Source organism: Klebsiella sp. GFKo11, from assembly GCF_056490265.1.
In genome coordinates, this window is record NZ_CM151369.1 from 3977394 (window position 1) to 3995648 (window position 18255).

The window sequence follows — 18255 nt, forward strand, 5'->3', positions numbered from 1 at the left end:
TCACCCATAAAAAAACCGCCGACAACATGTCGGCGGCGAGGGTGATGGGGTCGGGCCCGGGAGATTAACCCCCATCAGGAAACAATCAGATTAACCGCTAACTCTCACGGTTGCCGTGACTGTTTTTCCCTCCTTTCTTGCCAGCTTCGGAAGCGCGCTGGGGATCGTTTTTAAAGTTCCCCCCGCTATGCTGGCCACCTTTACGACCGGCTTCTGATGCTCTTTCACGGTCTTCGGCAAAGTTGCCGGCACCGCCACGATGGTTTGCCATTATGGACCTCCATACATGCTGCATTAGTGAATCACAAGACCGTAGCCTCCACGATACAGGTGTCGTATCGCGTGCCTTTAAGGTTAGCGAATGAAAACCATGCTCAATGAATATAGTCACATCCTGAAATAGATTTTCCATAAGAACGACCATTGTCATGCCACGCGTTCGCTAAGCGCCTCTTATGGTTGCCGAAAAACGTCGGGTTAAATATGTATCTTTTTGCAACAACCTTTAATCTTTGCAATTTTGTTATAAATCAAACAAATGATTGTTGCATTTGCACTCTTCGCCAGAGGTCTTATCTTTAAAGGTAGCCAGTCAAGTAACTGGTCTATAACGCAACCGAGGAGTGATGCAAATGGCTAAGATTCTGGTGCTTTATTATTCAATGTATGGACACATCGAGACCATGGCGCATGCCGTCGCTGAAGGGGCAAACCGAGTTGACGGTGTCGAAGTGGTCGTGAAGCGCGTGCCGGAAACCATGCAGGCAGAGATTTTTGCCAAAGCAGGCGGGAAAACACAAAACGCCCCCGTTGCCACGCCACAGGAGCTGGCAGAGTATGACGCCATCATCTTTGGTACCCCAACCCGTTTCGGCAACATGTCCGGACAGATGCGCACCTTCCTTGATCAGACTGGCGGCCTGTGGGCATCCGGCGCGCTGTACGGCAAGCTGGCCAGCGTATTCAGTTCGACCGGTACCGGCGGCGGTCAGGAGCAAACCATTACCTCCACCTGGACCACCCTTGCCCATCACGGGATGATTATTGTGCCGATTGGCTACGGTGCCCAGGAGTTGTTTGATGTGTCGCAGGTTCGCGGCGGTACGCCATACGGCGCAACAACCATTGCCGGTGGCGATGGTTCTCGTCAGCCAAGCGAAGAAGAATTGGCGATTGCCCGTTATCAGGGTGAACATGTCGCCGGTCTGGCGGTTAAATTAAACGGTTAGGAGGAAAAGCATGCCGATTCAAGAAGCTAAAGCCCACCGCGTGGGTGAATGGGCAAGTTTACGCAATACTTCTCCCGAAATTGCCGAAGCAATTTTTGAATTAGCCAATTACGATGAGAAGCTTGCGGAGAAAATCTGGGAAGAAGGCAGCGATGAAGTGTTGCCCCGCGCTTTCGCCAAAACGGATAAAGATTCCCTGTTCTGGGGCGAGCAAACCATTGAGCGCAAAAACGTCTGACTATCTGTCGTTGTAGCCCGGACAGGTACGCAGTACCGCCTCCGGGAGTTATTGCATGAGCTTCCCGGAGGCGGCGCGTTGCGCCTGTCCGGGCTACAAAGTCTTGCTCAACCGTCAGCTGCAAAACCCGGATTTCTCCGGGTTTTTTATTACCTTCGTTACTTCGTCGCCTCGGCCATCGCCTTTTTGAAGGTATCCATCGGACAGAAGCCGTTATCATCAACCGGACACCCGTTCAGCGCTAGCGTCACCCGCTGCGGCGGTGATTGCAGGGTCAGCGCGTCGGCATTGCGCAACTGCTCGGTACTTTGATAGACATACTCAATTTTCATCAAATCGCGGTTGCCGCTGTTATCGTGCCAGCGCTGGAACACCAGCTTGCCGCCAATTGGCGTGCGCTCGTACTGGTTATGCAGCTGATAAGGTTTAAAATCCAGCGCCGTCAGCAGCGAGGCGATATTGGAGTCATGGCCTACCAGTAGCGTCACTTTCGCCGCCTTTGTTGCATCACCCACCAGCGCGTTATCAATGTATTTCACCAGCGGTTTAGCCACGTTGCGCGCCACTTCTGGGGAAGTAAACAGGCTATCCTGGTAACCGTTTTTCAGCTTCGACAGCACCTGCCACTGCTTATCGCTTTTGATTTCGCCCCACGCCACCTGATCTTTAGGGAAACCTTCGTAGTATTGCAGCGTAAAGGCGTCAACCAGCGAGTTGCCGACCTTCAGCGGCCCGGATACGCCCGGCTCCTGCTGATATTTGGCGCTAAAGGTATCTTTACCATCGCTCAGCGAGCACTGCTGTTTCTCTTTGCAGGAAGGTGAATTGCGATAATCCGTCATCTCCTCCAGCAGCTTATAGCTCTCGCTCAACTGCATTCCCTGGCGCTCTTTCTCCATCGCTTGCACCGCTTTTTCACTGAAGGCGGCGGAATCATCAGTGATCACCGGGTTGAAGGTTGGGTCCATCGTGCCCATTTTTTCCTGATGATGCACCGTTACGCCGCAGCCGGGAAACGCGCCGGTAATAAAGAACTGCGCGGTGGCGACGGTACGTTGCAGACTATTTGCATACGCATAAACCGCGTTCTCCGGCGGGCACTCGCCGCTGGTTACCAGCCCCTGCTGCGCCAGCCATTCGCGCATATAGTGCCCCATATAAACTTCCAGCACCCCACCCTTGGTGGTCAACTGGCCGCCGGGCACATCCCACTCCGGCCAGGACTTCGGCGTTGACTGCTCCAGTACGCTGCCGTTGTTCGCCAACGGCGCGCGCAGGTTATGACGACTCATGATCAGCACCTGTTGCAGCTGGTACCCTTCCGGTGCGGTCTGTTCCTGCGCCTGGACGCCTGCGGACAGTAGTACAACGCCTGCCACGGCGGCGGCGAGTAGACTTTTTCTCATCCCTTAACCCTCAGTCAGTGATTATCATCGCCTTAATTGTGACAAATTTATGACATTTTTCCGGGCAATGGCTCGCAAACTCGCTAACAAGACGATTTTTCTAGCGTTTTAACTGATGCCCGTTCTGCCGCATCCACTCCGCCAGCGGTTGCAGCGCGCTGCGCATCGACAGCCCCAGGTCGGTTATCTGATATTCAACCCGTGGTGGAATCTCCGCATAGACGTGGCGCGACACCAGCCCGCGCTGCTCAAACAGGCGCAGTTGGCGGGTGAGTTCTTTTTGCGTAATCGGCGATACCGCGCGCAGCAGTTCGCTGAAGCGCACCGGCACGTTAAGCACAATCAACCGATAGAGGATCGGTATCGCCCATTTCCCGGCAATCAGATTGACGAAGTCGGTCATGGGACAAGATTCTTGCGGCAAATTTTTTTGCGTTGCCCGCGCCGCGATTTCCGCCATAGCACACCCCTTTGTTCATTAGTACCCAATTGGTACCTGGTACCCTTTGGATACTAATGTACTTATAGTGATTTTTCCAGTCACGCAAGAGGAGTGAAAAGATGGGACGTTTAGCAGGAAAATTTACCTTGATTACCGGCGGTACCAGCGGCATCGGTCTTGCCACCGCGCAGGAATTTCTCTCTGAAGGAGCCCATGTTGCGGTCACCGGGCGCAACCCCGTCGTACTTGAACAGGCGCGGACGATACTGGGTGAGAAGGCGTGGGTTATTGCCGCCGATGCAGGGGATATCGGCGGGCAACGTCAGCTGGCGGAAACGCTGAACAGCCGATGGTCACAGCTTGATGCGGTGTTTATCAACGCCGGAGACGTAACCCATGGCGAGCTCGGCGAATGGAATGAAGAGCGCTGGGATCGGCTGATGAACATCAATCTGAAAGGCCCCTTTTTCTTGCTACAGGCGCTGCTGCCGCTGCTGGCAAACCCGGCGTCGGTCATTCTGTGCGGTTCGGTAAGCGCCCATATCGGCTTGCCGACCAGCAGCGCTTATGCCGCCAGTAAAGCCGGGCTGCTATCGCTGGCGCGTACGCTGTCCGGCGAGCTGCTGTCGCGGGGGATCCGCGTTAACGGCCTGAGCCCTGGCCCGGTACGAACTCCGGCGCTGAATAAACTGGGGCTCAGCGCCGAGGCGCTCGAAAGCCTACAGGCGGAGATCGAGAATCTGGTTCCGCTGGGCCGGATGGGCACAGCGCAGGAGCTGGCGAAAGCCGCGTTGTTCCTGGCCTCGGATGAATCCAGCTATGTTGTCGGGACAGAACTGTTGGTCGATGGCGGCACGGGGAATCTATAACTTTCGCAGCGGCCGTTACTCCGGTAGCGGCACCGCCGCCAGCGTACAGATGGCTTCATGCTCACCACCGCGATGGTCGATTATCAGTACTTTATCTCCCGCCTTTTTACCTTCGCAGGGTTTTAAAACCTGATCGACAATACGTTCACGAATTGACTGGCGATCGGAATCAGCCAGGCTACTAAAGGAAGCCACCACCAGCGCCAGTCCAATAAGACCAACGATATGCTTATTACCCATTTATTACTCTCACCCATATTTAAGCGGGCCAAGATTAGCAGCCTGCCGGGCTCGCGTCTGTAAATTCGCTTAAAGGTGTGTAACTTAGTTCACTTTTTAACCACCCCAATGCTTTACACTTCACATTTATTCATGTAAATAATAAGTTAATAGCTTCACTGGCAGTCCATTGTTGTCTAACTCACCGGGTCATCTTTAAGAAATATCCCGATGCTATTATCTCGATATTACGGTATTTTTTCTTCATGTTAAACATAACATTAGGTTAATCTATGTCAGGTATCCTGCTCTTTATCGTCGCGGTAGTTTTGCTGGGAGTAGCCCTCTACAGCCTGGTGTCCTATATCAAGGATCGACGCGCTGGACAACTACCAATTCATAAGAAAAAGAAATAATACATCCTCACTATTCTTACCTTCTGCCCCTACTATTTTTACCGGCCCGCCTGATTTCAAACGATAATGACAAAAAAGAAGGCAGGCTTGCTCGCCTGCCTTTGTGTCGGCGTAAAAAATCGTTACGATTCCCAGGCCTGTTCCGCTTTGGCTCCATCAAACTGCGGCGGCGGCTTGCGGAATCGGCGGGTGAGATAAGTCAGATAGAGTAAACCCAGCCCCGCCCACACCAGACCGAGCGTCAGCGATGTCGCCTCCAGATTCACCCACAATACCCCTACCGTCAGCGCACCAACCATCGGCAACAGCAGATAGTGAAAACGATCTTTCCACGTTTTGTTGTAGCCTTTACGCCGCCAGAAGTGGTTGTACACCGACAGATTAACGAAGGTGAATGCCACCAGCGCGCCGAAATTAATCAGCGCCGTGGCGGTGACCAGATCGAAGAACAGCGCCGACAGCGCAACAATCCCGACCATAATGACGTTCAGCGCCGGGGTGCGCCATTTCGGGTGGACGTAGCCAAAAATGCGCTCCGGGAAAACGTTATCGCGGCCCATCACATACAGCAGCCGTGAGACACTGGCGTGCGAAGCCAGTCCTGATGCCAGGGTATTCACAAACGTCGTGCACAGGAAAATCGACTGGAACAGCTTGCCGCCGACGTAGAGAGCGATCTCCGGCAGCGCCGCATCCGGATCTTTAAAACGGCTGATATCGGGGAAAAAAAGCTGCATAAAGAACGATGCAGCGATAAATATCACCCCGCCGTAGACGGCGGTAAGGAAAATCGCCTTCGGGATCACCCGCGCGGCATCCGGCGTTTCTTCGGAAAGGGTGGTCACCGCATCAAAGCCGAGGAACGAAAAGCAGACTATCGTCGCCCCGGTAATAATCGGGATCAGATGCGCGTTCTGGCTAATAAACGGCTGGAGAGACCAGACGGTACCGACCCCTTCCCCTTTATGCAGCCCCTGCACCACCAGCACGATAAAGACCACCATAATCGAGATCTGCACCAGCACGAACAGGGTGTTGAAGTTCGCCACCAGGTTGACGCTTTTCAGGTTCGCCGCGGTGAGGATCGCCACAAACGTCACCACCCACACCCAGGGCGGTACTTCCGGAAACAGCGCGGAGAGATAAATCTTCGCCAGCAAAACGTTGATCATCGGCAGGAACAGATAATCCAGCAGCGACGACCAGCCAACCATAAAACCAACATGCGGGCTGATCGACTTCTGTGCATAGGTGTAAGCCGAGCCCGCCTGCGGAAACTGGCGCACCAGCTTGCCGTAGCTAATGGCGGTAAACAGCACACCCGCCAGCGCCAGCAGATAGGAAGCCGGTACGTGGCCGTTGCTGATGCCGGAAACAATTCCGAAGGTATCAAACACCGTCATCGGGGTCAGGTAGGCCAGACCCATCATCACTACCTGCCACAGCTTGAGCGATTTGCGCAGCCCGGGTTTGCCCTTTTCAGGAGCGTTGTCAAGAGAGGTGTTAATAGCCATTGTCATTTCCCCCGCTGCAAACCTGGGTTTGCGGTCGTAATGACCGGAAAACAAACCAACTTCGCAACGGGGTTAATGGCAAATCAGAAGGTAAAAAGAACCGACCAGCGGCGGTGGCTGCGCACTCCATGCGGCCAGGACGGCCCCCTTCTCCCTGCGGATATTTGAACATCTGCATCATCTCACTTTCCTCGTCACACACTGTGTCGTTAACTGAAGCCCGTTGCCGCCTGCGCTCCTTAACGCGGCATCCGGGAAATGGCTGGGCTCCCAGCACAAACGTCCGACCAGGCTCCGCTCAGGCCGTATGATGCTACTTGTGGTAAACCTAAGGTGCCCCTCGCGGGGCGGCAATCAGGCGTTTTTCAACATCCACTCAATTTCAGTTTCGGTAATCAGACGCTCAAACTGCAGTAGTTCGTCATGTTTACAGGCGTGATAAACATGACAGAAACGTTCGCCAAGCCGCTCGCGCAGATGATCGTTTTGCATAAACTCCCACAGCGCATCGCTCTGGCGAATCGGGAACGGCAGGCCATCTTGCTCCAGACCGTTGCCTTCCACCTCTTCCTGTAGCGGCAGCGTGTTATCCAGACCGTGCAAAATACCGGCAAAAATCGCCGCCATCACCAGATACGGGTTGGCATCCGCTCCGGCCACGCGATACTCCACGCGATGGTTATGGCGATCGCCGCACGGAATACGCAGCGCCACTGTCCGGTTGTTATGCCCCCACGACGCCTGGGTCGGCACGTACATTCCCGGCTGGAAGCGGCGATACGAGTTCACGTTCGGCGCCAGCAGCGCCATCGAGGCCGGCATCAGGTCAATCATCCCGGCGAGCGCACGTTTTAACATCGCGGAATCTTCGCCATCAGCTTCCGCCAGCACGTTCTCGCCTTTGTTGTTCTGCATGCTGATATGGATATGCATCCCGCTACCGGCGTGCTCTTCATAGGGTTTCGCCATAAAAGTGGCGTGCATCTTATGCTTCTCGGCCATCAAACGCACGAGGCGTTTTAGCGCCAGCGCGTCATCGCAGGCGTCCAGCACGTTATCGGTATGATGCAGGTTGATTTCAAACTGACCAGGAGAGGCTTCCGCCACCGCGCCGTCGGCCGGGATCAGCTGAAGCTGGGCGATTTCATCAATATCGTTAAGGACATCGGCAAAGTGGTTGAGGTTATCAACGGAGTAAACCTGGCTCTGGGTATTGCGATCGCCTGTCCCCGGCGCGCACGGCGGCTGCAGGTAGCCTTCGGCATCGCGCTTGCGGTCAAGTAAATAGAACTCCAGCTCTACCGCTACCACGGGGAACAGTCCGCGCTGGCGCAGTTGCTGCCAGAGTCGGTTCAGAACGTTCCGCGGCTCAACGTCAAAGGGAGCGCCATCTTCATCAACCATGGTCAACAGCACCTGACCGATATATTCCGGGTCCGCCGCCGAGGGCGTTAAGGTACCCAGCACCGGCACGCAGGTGCAATCCGGCTCACCCATCTCCTGGCCGAGACCCGCTTCTTCCACTACGTTGCCAAGAATGTCCATCGCGAACACCGAAGCCGGGAAATAGCACCCTTTCTCCAGCTTACTCAGGCTGGAGACTGGAATACGCTTGCCGCGGAAACAGCCGTTCAGGTCGGTCAACAGGACATCGACGTATTGCGTATTCGGGTAACGCTCGAGGTAGCGCCTCACTTCATGAGTGAATGCGCTTACCCGTCTCTCTTCCGACTGCTGAACAAAATTCTCAACTTCTACGATATTGGTTTCCATGATTCACCGCCGTTGTTTTAGTTTCGGACCCTGAAAAAGCACTGTTAAATATAATGTCCACCATTCGAATGTGTATGCAAACAAATTGTTTGTCAAATGTTAAATTAAGTTTGCAAATGGCTATTCCCACTGCTAGATTGAGAAAATATTGAACGAAATGGCCGTTTTACCCGCTAATCCGGTCATAATTTAGTCCACTTTGTGAGGGCGATCATGGAAAATATAATGTACAAGCCAGTTATTGGCGTGGTGATGTGTCGGAACAGGCTTAAGGGTCACCAGACCCAAACTCTGCAAGAGAAGTACCTGAATGCGATTGTTCACGCCGGAGGGTTACCCATTGCCCTGCCGCACGCGTTAGCGGAACCGGACCTGCTTTCTACGTTACTGCCTAAACTGGATGGCATTTATCTGCCTGGCAGCCCGAGCAACGTGCAGCCGCACCTTTATGGTGAAAACGGCGATGAGCCTGACGCCGATCCCGGGCGTGATCTTCTGAGCATGGCGCTGATCAACGCCGCGCTCGAAAGGCGCATCCCCATTTTCGCCATCTGCCGTGGGTTACAGGAACTGGTTGTCGCCACCGGCGGGACTCTGTATCGTCGTCTGTTCGAGCAGCCTGAACTGCTTGAGCACCGCGAAGATCCTGAACTTCCTGTAGAACAGCAATATGCGCCCTCGCATGAAGTCCAGGTTCAGGAAGGAGGTTTACTTTCTCAGTTAATACCGGGCTGCAACACGTTTTGGGTCAACTCGTTACACGGACAGGGAGCAAAAACACTGGGTCCACGGCTGCGCGTGGAGGCCCGTTCTTCGGACGGGCTGGCGGAAGCGGTTAGCGTTTATGACCATCCTTTCGCTCTGGGTGTGCAGTGGCATCCTGAATGGAACAGTAGCGAATACGCCCTGTCGCGGATGTTGTTTGAAGGTTTTATCACCGCCTGTCAGAACCATATCGCTGAAAAACAGCGACTCTGACCACTACCGTTAAGGAAATGCAAATATGAGCGATGACGGACTGGCGCCAGGGAAACGTTTGTCAGAGATCCGCCAGCAATTGGGTCTCTCACAGCGTCGTGCCGCCGAACTGTCTGGGTTAACACATAGTGCCATCAGCACCATAGAACAGGACAAAGTCAGTCCTGCCATCAGCACGCTGCAAAAGCTGCTGAAAGTCTATGGGCTGTCGCTCTCGGAATTCTTTTCTGAACCAGAAAAACCGGCTGAACCTCAGGTGGTTATCAATCAGGACGATCTGATTGAAATCGGCAGTCAGGGGGTGTCGATGAAGCTGGTTCATAATGGAAACCCGAACCGCACGCTGGCGATGATTTTTGAAACGTACCAGCCTGGAACCACAACCGGGGAGAGGATCAAGCATCAGGGCGAGGAGATAGGCACCATACTGGAGGGTGAAGTCGTGTTGACCATTAATGGTCAGGCGTATCACCTGGTGGCTGGGCAAAGCTATGCCATTAACACCGGCATACCGCATAGCTTCAGCAACACCTCGGCAGGCATCTGTCGAATTATCAGTGCCCATACCCCCACCACATTCTGATTTTTTAGCCTGAGATTTTTCAGGCTTTCTTCAGGCCTGCGCCGTCGGAGCTTAATTCCGCCGGCGCGAAGAAAACGCAGATCACCTTGCGCAATGTGGAAAGACTTATTCCGCTGGCCCCTTTTGGGAGAGGTATTCTTTTGTTTTACTGAAATCGCTAACACGTTGTTATATAGTAAAAAATGACAGCAGGACAGTTCCCTCTCCCCTACGGGGAGAGGGTTAGGGTGAGGGGCGAGTGTGCGCAAAAATGCCCTCACCCCGGCCCTCCCCCAGAGGGAGAGGGAGAAAACCATCCCCAGCTTTTTATTTCTGGGGATCTATCAGCCCGCAGACCGAGTAATACGACGATTAAAACGGTATTAACCCCGGGGACGCCCTGCGCCCTGAGGGTCAGAAATAATCAAATTTTATATTTTCCCGATTACGTTATTAAGGAGTCATGATGGATTTTCACAACCTGGCTTACTGGCAAGAAAAAGCAAAAACGCTCGTTATTGAGACGCGCTTATTTATTAACGGTGAATACAGCGCCGCCGCCGATAATAGCGTTTTTGAAACCAATGATCCTGCCGCGCAGCAGACACTCGCCGAAGTGGCTCGCGGCAAAAAAGCCGACGTGGATCGTGCAGTGCAGGCCGCCCGCAGCGTATTCGATAACGGCGACTGGTCGCAGGCGTCCCCTTCTCAACGCAAAACAGTGCTAAATAAATTCGCCGATCTAATGGAAGCTCACCGTGAAGAGCTGGCGCTGCTGGAAACCCTGGATACCGGCAAACCGATTCGCCACAGCCTGCGCGATGATATTCCCGGCGCCGCCCGTGCGATTCGCTGGTACGCCGAAGCCATTGATAAAGTGTACGGTGAAGTCGCGCCTACCGGTATCAACGAACTGGCGATGATCGTTCGCGAACCCATTGGCGTGATTGCGGCGGTAGTACCGTGGAACTTCCCGCTGCTGCTGGCCTGCTGGAAGCTTGGCCCGGCGCTGGCCGCCGGAAACAGCGTGGTTCTCAAACCTTCCGAAAAATCCCCGCTTACCGCTCTGCGTCTGGCGGGCCTGGCGAAAGAGGCCGGGCTGCCGGACGGGGTGCTCAACGTGGTGAGCGGTTTCGGCCATGAAGCTGGTCAGGCGCTGGCGCTGCATCCGGATGTTGAAGTCATCACCTTCACCGGCTCTACCCGCACCGGCAAGCAGTTGCTGAAAGATGCAGGCGACAGCAATATGAAGCGCGTCTGGCTGGAGGCGGGCGGCAAAAGCGCCAATATCGTCTTTGCCGACTGTCCGGACCTGCAAAAAGCGGTCAATACCACCACCGGCGGCATCTTCTATAACCAGGGCCAGGTCTGTATTGCCGGAACCCGCCTGCTACTCGAAGAGAGCATCGCCGATAAGTTTCTCGAGCTGTTAAAAGAGCAGGCAAAAGGCTGGCAACCAGGCAACCCGCTCGACCCGAATACCACCATGGGCATGCTTATCGACAACAGCCACGCCGACAGCGTCCACAGCTTTATTCGCGCCGGGGAAGCACACAGCACGCTGCTGCTGGACGGGCGCAAAAATCCATGGCCCGCAGCAGTCGGCCCGACCATTTTTGTCGACGTCGACCCCGCATCTCCTCTCAGTCAGGAAGAGATCTTCGGCCCGGTGCTGGTGGTGACCCGTTTTAAAACTGAAGAGCAGGCCGTGAAGCTTGCTAACGACAGCCGCTACGGCCTCGGCGCAGCGGTCTGGACCCGCGATCTTTCCCGCGCCCATCGCGTCAGCCGCCGCCTGAAAGCCGGTTCCGTCTTCGTGAATAACTATAACGATGGCGATATGACCGTGCCTTTTGGCGGCTACAAACAGAGCGGCAACGGACGCGATAAGTCCCTGCACGCAATGGAAAAATTCACCGAACTGAAAACTATCTGGATTGCCCTGGAGGCTTAATCATGACCGAACATACCACCAGCTATTACGCCGCCAGCGCCAATCGCTATAAACCGTTTCCAACGCTGGACGAATCGATAAGCTGCGACGTTTGCGTCGTCGGCGGCGGCTATACCGGACTCTCCTCAGCGCTGCATTTAGCCGAAATGGGTTACGACGTGGTGCTGCTGGAAGGCGCGCGCATCGGCTTCGGCGCCAGCGGGCGCAACGGCGGTCAGTTGGTTAACTCCTACAGCCGCGATATCGACGTTATCGAGAAAACCTACGGCCCGGACGCGGCGAAAATGCTCGGCAGCATGATGTTTGAAGGCGGCGATATTATCCGCGAGCGCATCCAGCGCTATCAAATCCAGTGCGACTATCGCCCCGGCGGCCTGTTTGTCGCGCTGAATCATAAACAGCTGGAGACGCTCGAAGAGCAGAAAGAGAACTGGGAGCGCTACGGCAATACACAACTGGAGCTGCTGGATGCCAGCGCCATACGTCGCGAAGTAGACAGCGATCGCTACGCGGGCGCGCTGCTGGACCATAGCGGCGGCCATATCCATCCGCTGAATCTGGCGATCGGCGAAGCGGACGCGATTCGGCTGAACGGCGGGCGGGTTTACGAGCAATCGCCGGTCACCCGTATTCAGCACACCAGCCCGGCGGTGGTGACCACCGAACGCGGTCAGGTTACCGCCCGCTACGTGATTGTCGCCGGTAACGCCTATCTCGGCGATAAAGTCGAACCGGAGCTGGCGAAGCGCAGCATGCCCTGCGGTACCCAGGTCGTCACTACCGCACCGCTGTCTGAGGCTCTGGCACGTTCGTTGATCCCGAAAAACTACTGCGTGGAAGATTGTAACTATCTGCTGGATTACTATCGTCTGACCGCCGATAACCGCCTGCTGTACGGTGGCGGCGTGGTGTACGGGGCACGCGACCCGGACGATGTTGAACGTATGATCATGCCGAAGCTGCTGAAAACCTTCCCGCAGCTGCAAGGGGTGAAAATCGACTACCGCTGGACAGGCAACTTCCTGCTGACCCTCTCGCGGATGCCGCAATTTGGTCGTCTCGATAACAATATCTACTATATGCAGGGCTACAGCGGCCACGGCGTCACCTGTACCCACCTCGCCGGACGACTGATTTCAGAGCTGCTGCGCGGTGACGCCGAACGCTTTGACGCCTTCGCTAAGCTGCCGCACTACCCGTTCCCCGGCGGGCGCAGCCTGCGCATTCCGTTTACCGCTATGGGCGCGGCCTACTACAGCCTGCGCGACAGACTCGGCGTTTAATCCCCTCGGCCGACGGCACCCGCCGTCGGCAATTTCACCTCGACGTACTGCTGCGGGAAGCGCTGCTGGAAGTAGTGACGCAAAAACTCCACGGTGGTGCGAATCTTCGCTGAGGTCGCCAGCCGCGACACATAAACAGCCCAGATATTGGCGGGCTGATAGTACTCCGGCAGCAGGTGCAGCAGATTCCCGCTGGCGATATTTTCACGCACATCCCACCACGAGCGCAGCGCGATCCCCTGTCCGTCCAGGCACCATTGATGAACGATCTCGCCGTGGTTTGACGACAGCGGCCCGGTTACTTTAATCGCGTGTTCGCCCTCTTTGCTGTGCAGTTGCCAAACGCCAAAGGGCCGGTCGCGCTCTTTGATCACCAGGCAAGGTAGCGCGGCGAGATCGCTAAGCTGCTTTGGGCGCGAATGACGAGCCACAAATTCCGGCGAGGCGCAGAGAATACGGTGGTTAGTCGCAAGCTGACGGGCAATCAGATTGGGGGCAATATCGTCGCCGACGCGAATATCCAGATCGACTCCCTCATTGGCTAAATCCACCAGCCGGTCGGCGACGTCAAAACGGATCTCCAGCTGCGGATACCGGCGGGCCAGCTCGGACAGCGCCGGGGCGATAACCTGACGGCCAAAGCCAAAGCTGCTGATAATGCGCAGCGTCCCCTGCGGCACCTGCCGCACATCGGATAGCTCGTCCATCATCTGGTCGACATCCTGCAAAATGCGCTGCCCCCATTCGTAAATGCGTTCGCCCTCCTCGGTAATGGCGACCCGCCGGGTGGTCCGGTGCAGCAGTTGGACATTGAGCGTCTGCTCAAGCAACGACACCCGCTTGCTGACAAAAGCCGGAGAGACGCCCAGTTCTTCAGCAGCGGCGGCAAAACCGGCGCGGCGGGCGACCAGCATAAAGACGCGTAAATCGTTCAGCAGCGGCAGATTATTCATGATTCGTGTTTTATGTTTCACCAGTTGACGTGATTAATTATGAATCAGTCAATTATAGGATAGAGGTGAAGTCAATTTCCCTTACCGCAAACTGAGAACAACGATGAATAAAACCTTACGTATTGCCGCCATCCCCGGCGATGGCATCGGAAAAGAAGTGCTGCCTGAGGGCGTTCGCGTACTGCAGGCCGCCGCTGAACGCTGGGGGCTGGCGTTAAGCTTTGAGCATTTTGAGTGGGCCAGCTGCGATTACTATGTGCAACACGGCAAAATGATGCCCGATGACTGGCACGCACAGTTGCAAGAGTTTGATGCTATCTACTTTGGCGCGGTCGGCTGGCCGGATATCGTGCCGGATCACATTTCGCTTTGGGGTTCGCTGCTGAAGTTCCGCCGCGAATTTGACCAGTACGTCAACCTGCGCCCGGTGCGCCTGTTTCCCGGCGTTCCCTGCCCGCTGGCGGGTAAGCAGCCGGGCGATATCGATTTTTACGTGGTGCGCGAGAATACCGAAGGGGAGTATTCCGCCCTCGGCGGACATGTGAATCCGGGAACCGAGCATGAAGTGGTGATTCAGGAGTCGGTATTTACCCGCCGCGGCGTTGACCGGATCCTGCGCTACGCCTTTGAGCTGGCGCAAAGCCGCCCGCGCAAAACGTTAACTTCAGCGACTAAATCCAACGGCCTTGCCATCAGCATGCCTTTCTGGGATGAACGCGTGGAAGCGATGGCGCAGCACTACCCGGAGGTGAAGTGGGATAAGCAACATATTGATATTCTGTGCGCCCGCTTTGTGCTGCAGCCGGAGCGTTTTGACGTAGTGGTCGGATCCAATCTGTTCGGCGATATCCTCTCCGATCTCGGCCCGGCCTGTACCGGCACCATCGGGATTGCCCCGTCGGCGAATCTCAATCCGGATCGCACCTTCCCGTCGCTATTTGAAGCAGTTCACGGTTCAGCACCAGATATCTACGGCAAAAATATCGCCAACCCTATCGCTACCATCTGGGCCGGGGCGATGATGCTCGATTTCCTCGGCAACGGGGATGAACGCTATCAGGCCGCTCATGACGGCATTCTGGCGGCAATTGAGCAGACCATCGCCAGCGGGCCGAAAACGCCGGATATGAAAGGCACCGCTTCCACCCAGCAGGTGGGTGAAGCGATTTGTCAGGCCATTGCCGGATAAAAGTAGCCCGGACAGGCGCGCCAGCGCCGCCTCCGGGAAAGCGTGCAGGGGTTCCGTTCACCGCTATCCCGCAGAAAATGTCTCACCGTGGTACGTGAACGGGTAAAGGGGGAGAAAACCGTCTCCCCCTTTACAATCCCCACGGTCCCGCAAAGAAATCGGTGCTGCGCACTGCGCTCACCTCCCGGTCCTCAGCCTGCGGTCGGCTCAACTCGACGTCCTGTCTCGATTCGCCTCTGTCCGCCATCCATGGCGGCCAGCCCTTGTCTTCCGACCTCCGGTTCGCCGATTTCAGCGGGCGCCAGGGCATCGCTGTGAGTTTTTCTGTTTCAGAGGAAATTTAGTTGCTGCATGAAAATCTCCCGGAGGCGGCGCGTTGCGCCTGTCCGGGCTACCCAATCCGCCTCCCTCAGGCACCGAGCCCGGAAATCCCGGGTCGCGGCGCAAGCGCCTTACCCGGGCTACAAAACCGCAGACGATGTCGAACCGTAGCCCCGGTAAGCGCAGCGCCACCGGGGAGATTTTCCGGTCCGAACTACAGCTCCAGCTCGCGCTGCAACAGCGTCGCAATCGCCTCGCTGCTCTCAGCCGTCACCAGCGCCTTGCGGAACTCCTCATGCATAATGCGCCGCGCCAGACGCGAGAAAATACGCATATGCTGATCGCCAGCTGAGTGCTTGTTCAGCGTCAGCATAATGACAAACTGCGCCTCATCGTCGCCCCAGACTACCGGCTGCGCCAGACGAGCAACGCTGATGGTTGACTGCTCAATATGCTCCGATTTGCTGTGCGGAATGGCAAAACTAAACCCTAACCCGGTGGAGAACACTGCTTCGCGGGCCCACAGGTCGGCCTCCAGCTTGCGCGGGTAGCGGCAGCGCCCGGCCAGCAGCAGGTTATCGGTCATGCCCTTAATCACTTCTTCTTTGCTACGCCAGTCGCTGTTCAGCGTAATGCACTGGGCGCTAATCAGCGGCGCATCCTGCTGGGTCATGCGGAACTGGGCCAGCAGGTGTTCGACTTCAAGTGAAGTGCGGCACTGCATTGCCTGATTAAGCAGCTGACGGCAGGCGCGGCTATCAAGCTGCGCCAGACGCGCTTTGGTCGCCGGGATCGACGGCGCGCTCATGCTTAGCTCATCCAGCCCCAGCCCTACCAGTAGCGGCAGCACCGAACCTTTAGCTCCCAGCTCGCCACACAGGCCAATCCATTTCCCCTGGCGATGCACCGCCTGAACCGCATAATCCAGCGCGCGTAAGAATGCCGGATTGAGGCTATTGTAGTGACGCGTTACCTTGGCGTTATCGCGATCCACCGCCAGCAGATACTGGGTCAGGTCATTACTGCCGATACTAAAGAAATCAATCTCTTCGCAGCACTGGTCGATGATAAACATCACCGACGGCACTTCGAGCATAATGCCCAGCGGGATTTTCTCATCAAACGGAATATGTTCGCTGCGCAGCGATTGTTTAGCATCCGCCAGTTGCTCTTTGACCCATAGAATCTCTTCCATTGATGAAATCATCGGGATCATGATTTTCAGCGAACCGTGCGCCGAAGCGCGCAGAATTGCCCGCAGCTGGGTGCGGAACAGCGCCTGATACTCTTCGTAAATACGCACCGCGCGATAGCCGAGGAACGGGTTGTTCTCTGCCGGGATATTGAGATAGGCCACCGGCTTGTCGCCGCCAATATCCATGGTACGAATAATAATGCTGCGTCCGTTGGCCGGTTCCAGCGCCTGGCAGAAGATGTTGTAAAGTTCATTTTCCGACGGTGCGCTCGGGCGGTCCATATACAGCATTTCGGTGCGGAACAGCCCTACCGACTGCGCGCCGTTATTAAATGCCGCCATTGCCTCTACCGAGTGGGCAATGTTCGCCGCCACTTCCAGACGAATACCGTCTTCCGTGCGCCCTTCTTTATCCAACCAGGTCTGCTGCTGACGGCGAATTTGCTCCTGCACCCACGCTTCCTGCTGATAGTAGCGCGCTACGGCTTCATCGGGTTTCACCACCACCAAACCGGCGTTGCCGTCAATCTGCACCTGTTGATCAACCCACGGCAGCAGCGCATCCATATCGACGCCCACCAGGGTCGGAATATTAAATGAGCGCGCGAGGATCACCGTGTGTGAGGTCGTGCCGCCGCTACGCAGCAGCAGTCCTTTGAGCAGCGTTTTATCCAGTTCGAGGAACTGGCTGGGGGTTAATTCATCAGCCAGACAGATAGACTCTTCCGTCAGCTTGCCCGGTACCGGGAAGCGCGATTCGCCGTAGATATGCTGTAACAGCTGAAAGCAGACGTCGCGAACGTCCAGCACGCGCTCCTGCAAATAGCTATTGCCGGAGGCGCTGAACTGGGCGCAGAAATGTTCGCTGGTCGCCACCACGGCTTCAGCACAGCTCAGGCCGGTCAGCAGGCCGCCAAGCAGATGCTGGCGCAGCGAGGCATCGGTCGCTAAAGAACGATGTGCTTCAAGGATCGCGCTGGCGGTGCCGTCGTTATCCAGCAGACGGAACTCAATATTTTTAACCAGCAGCATCAACCCTTTATCCAGCGACGCCTGCTCTTGTTCAATATTTCCCGCCGCCGGCAGCGTGCCTAAATCGCGCAGATCCAGCGATTTAAGGTGCGTGAGCCGTCCGCCCGCGCTTCCGGCGCAGACGGGTAAGGCATGAAACAGTGTGGGATTAAGGCGTGAGAGCGATTCCGGAACCGGCTGAACGTCCATTTGATCGACGGTCGGCAACGGCGCATCGCAGTGCGGAAATTCGTCGGTGATAAAGGCCGACAGCGCGTCAAACGCTTGCTGCTCATCCTGACCGCTGATGATCAGCTGACAGCTATCACCCTTAATGGTGTTGGTACCAATAATCGCCAGCGCACTTTTCGCATTCCCGCGCCCTTCGCTGCGGGTATTCAACCATTCGACCGAAGACGAAAAAGTATTACACAGCGTTTCTACCAGGCTTGCCGGACGCGCATGTACGCCGTTGGGCAAATCACATATGAATTCAATTACCAGAGCCATCGTCTTCCTCCTGAAAATACGTTATTGCCTCAAAAGTAAAGAAAGAATCCGCCAGCCACTACGCGACAAAACTGGTAATTACTGGATAATTGTATGCACGGATCTTTTTTATGCTCGACATCACAAATACGCCAGCTAAATAGCTTAAAAACCCAGCAGGACTAAGATTTGAGGTGGATCGCAATTTTCTTCT

18 protein-coding genes are annotated in these 18255 nt (G+C 55.7%); 9 read left to right on the forward strand and 9 right to left on the reverse strand.

From position 1 onward, the window contains the following. Positions 1-97: 97 nt before the first annotated feature. Positions 98-271: a con-10 family general stress protein gene (locus AC07P6_RS19410; RefSeq protein ID WP_110277165.1), complete on the reverse strand. Its 174-nt coding sequence runs from the start codon at positions 269-271 to the stop codon at positions 98-100. A 361-nt stretch (positions 272-632) separates the two neighbouring features. Between AC07P6_RS19410 and wrbA the strand changes: the two genes are divergently transcribed. Continuing rightward, positions 633-1229: an NAD(P)H:quinone oxidoreductase gene (gene wrbA, locus AC07P6_RS19415; RefSeq protein WP_181482736.1), complete on the forward strand. Its 597-nt coding sequence runs from the start codon at positions 633-635 to the stop codon at positions 1227-1229. A gap of 10 nt (positions 1230-1239) precedes the next feature. Beyond that, positions 1240-1467 (forward strand): YccJ family protein, encoded by a 228-nt coding sequence (locus tag AC07P6_RS19420; RefSeq protein WP_478314271.1) that lies wholly within the window; start codon positions 1240-1242, stop codon positions 1465-1467. A gap of 158 nt (positions 1468-1625) precedes the next feature. On the opposite strand, the gene agp is transcribed toward AC07P6_RS19420, so the two are convergent. Together agp and AC07P6_RS19430 are read right to left on the reverse strand one after the other, a co-directional pair. Then, positions 1626-2873: a bifunctional glucose-1-phosphatase/inositol phosphatase gene (gene agp, locus AC07P6_RS19425; protein WP_434659255.1), complete on the reverse strand. Its 1248-nt coding sequence runs from the start codon at positions 2871-2873 to the stop codon at positions 1626-1628. 100 nt (positions 2874-2973) lie between these two features. Then, the gene (locus tag AC07P6_RS19430; RefSeq protein ID WP_110277168.1) at positions 2974-3333 is read right to left on the reverse strand and encodes a winged helix-turn-helix transcriptional regulator; all 360 of its coding nucleotides are present in this window, start codon (positions 3331-3333) and stop codon (positions 2974-2976) included. A 101-nt stretch (positions 3334-3434) separates the two neighbouring features. Here AC07P6_RS19430 and AC07P6_RS19435 point away from each other — a divergent pair, with 101 nt between their 5' ends. Beyond that, the gene (locus tag AC07P6_RS19435) at positions 3435-4184 is read left to right on the forward strand and encodes an SDR family oxidoreductase (RefSeq protein WP_434659257.1); all 750 of its coding nucleotides are present in this window, start codon (positions 3435-3437) and stop codon (positions 4182-4184) included. 15 nt (positions 4185-4199) lie between these two features. Here AC07P6_RS19435 and AC07P6_RS19440 read toward each other — a convergent pair whose 3' ends face one another. Beyond that, positions 4200-4424, reverse strand: a complete 225-nt coding sequence (locus tag AC07P6_RS19440) for a hypothetical protein (RefSeq protein WP_434659259.1) — start codon at positions 4422-4424, stop codon at positions 4200-4202. A gap of 272 nt (positions 4425-4696) precedes the next feature. On the opposite strand from AC07P6_RS19440, the gene AC07P6_RS19445 reads away from it, so the two are divergent. Beyond that, complete coding sequence (locus AC07P6_RS19445) at positions 4697-4819, forward strand: small membrane protein (protein ID WP_110277171.1); 123 nt, start codon at positions 4697-4699, stop codon at positions 4817-4819. A gap of 122 nt (positions 4820-4941) precedes the next feature. Here AC07P6_RS19445 and AC07P6_RS19450 read toward each other — a convergent pair whose 3' ends face one another. The 3 genes from AC07P6_RS19450 to AC07P6_RS19460 form a co-directional block, all read right to left on the reverse strand. After that, positions 4942-6333, reverse strand: a complete 1392-nt coding sequence (locus AC07P6_RS19450) for an APC family permease (RefSeq protein WP_182237778.1) — start codon at positions 6331-6333, stop codon at positions 4942-4944. Continuing rightward, positions 6323-6514: a YmjE family protein gene (locus tag AC07P6_RS19455; protein ID WP_434659262.1), complete on the reverse strand. Its 192-nt coding sequence runs from the start codon at positions 6512-6514 to the stop codon at positions 6323-6325. The genes AC07P6_RS19450 and AC07P6_RS19455 overlap by 11 nt, the downstream gene beginning before the upstream one ends. A gap of 173 nt (positions 6515-6687) precedes the next feature. Continuing rightward, entirely contained in the window at positions 6688-8106 is a 1419-nt protein-coding gene (locus AC07P6_RS19460) for a glutamine synthetase family protein (protein WP_181482739.1), read from the reverse strand. A gap of 225 nt (positions 8107-8331) precedes the next feature. On the opposite strand from AC07P6_RS19460, the gene puuD reads away from it, so the two are divergent. From puuD to AC07P6_RS19480, 4 genes are all read left to right on the forward strand, one after another. Further along, positions 8332-9084, forward strand: coding sequence for a gamma-glutamyl-gamma-aminobutyrate hydrolase (puuD, locus tag AC07P6_RS19465; RefSeq protein ID WP_167492790.1), 753 nt, complete (start codon positions 8332-8334; stop codon positions 9082-9084). Positions 9085-9109: 25 nt separating this feature from the next. Continuing rightward, positions 9110-9667, forward strand: coding sequence for an HTH-type transcriptional regulator PuuR (gene puuR / locus AC07P6_RS19470; RefSeq protein WP_004849766.1), 558 nt, complete (start codon positions 9110-9112; stop codon positions 9665-9667). A gap of 445 nt (positions 9668-10112) precedes the next feature. Beyond that, the gene (puuC, locus tag AC07P6_RS19475; RefSeq protein WP_478317037.1) at positions 10113-11600 is read left to right on the forward strand and encodes an aldehyde dehydrogenase PuuC; all 1488 of its coding nucleotides are present in this window, start codon (positions 10113-10115) and stop codon (positions 11598-11600) included. A gap of 2 nt (positions 11601-11602) precedes the next feature. After that, positions 11603-12883, forward strand: coding sequence for an NAD(P)/FAD-dependent oxidoreductase (locus AC07P6_RS19480; protein ID WP_478314273.1), 1281 nt, complete (start codon positions 11603-11605; stop codon positions 12881-12883). Here the strand turns inward: AC07P6_RS19480 and AC07P6_RS19485 are convergent. After that, complete coding sequence (locus AC07P6_RS19485) at positions 12880-13857, reverse strand: LysR substrate-binding domain-containing protein (RefSeq protein WP_434659267.1); 978 nt, start codon at positions 13855-13857, stop codon at positions 12880-12882. The genes AC07P6_RS19480 and AC07P6_RS19485 overlap by 4 nt on opposite strands. 82 nt (positions 13858-13939) lie before the next feature. Between AC07P6_RS19485 and AC07P6_RS19490 the strand changes: the two genes are divergently transcribed. Next, the gene (locus tag AC07P6_RS19490) at positions 13940-15025 is read left to right on the forward strand and encodes a tartrate dehydrogenase (RefSeq protein ID WP_478314275.1); all 1086 of its coding nucleotides are present in this window, start codon (positions 13940-13942) and stop codon (positions 15023-15025) included. 535 nt (positions 15026-15560) lie between these two features. On the opposite strand, the gene ptsP is transcribed toward AC07P6_RS19490, so the two are convergent. Beyond that, the gene (gene ptsP / locus AC07P6_RS19495) at positions 15561-18062 is read right to left on the reverse strand and encodes a phosphoenolpyruvate--protein phosphotransferase (protein ID WP_181482745.1); all 2502 of its coding nucleotides are present in this window, start codon (positions 18060-18062) and stop codon (positions 15561-15563) included. Positions 18063-18255: the final 193 nt, after the last annotated feature.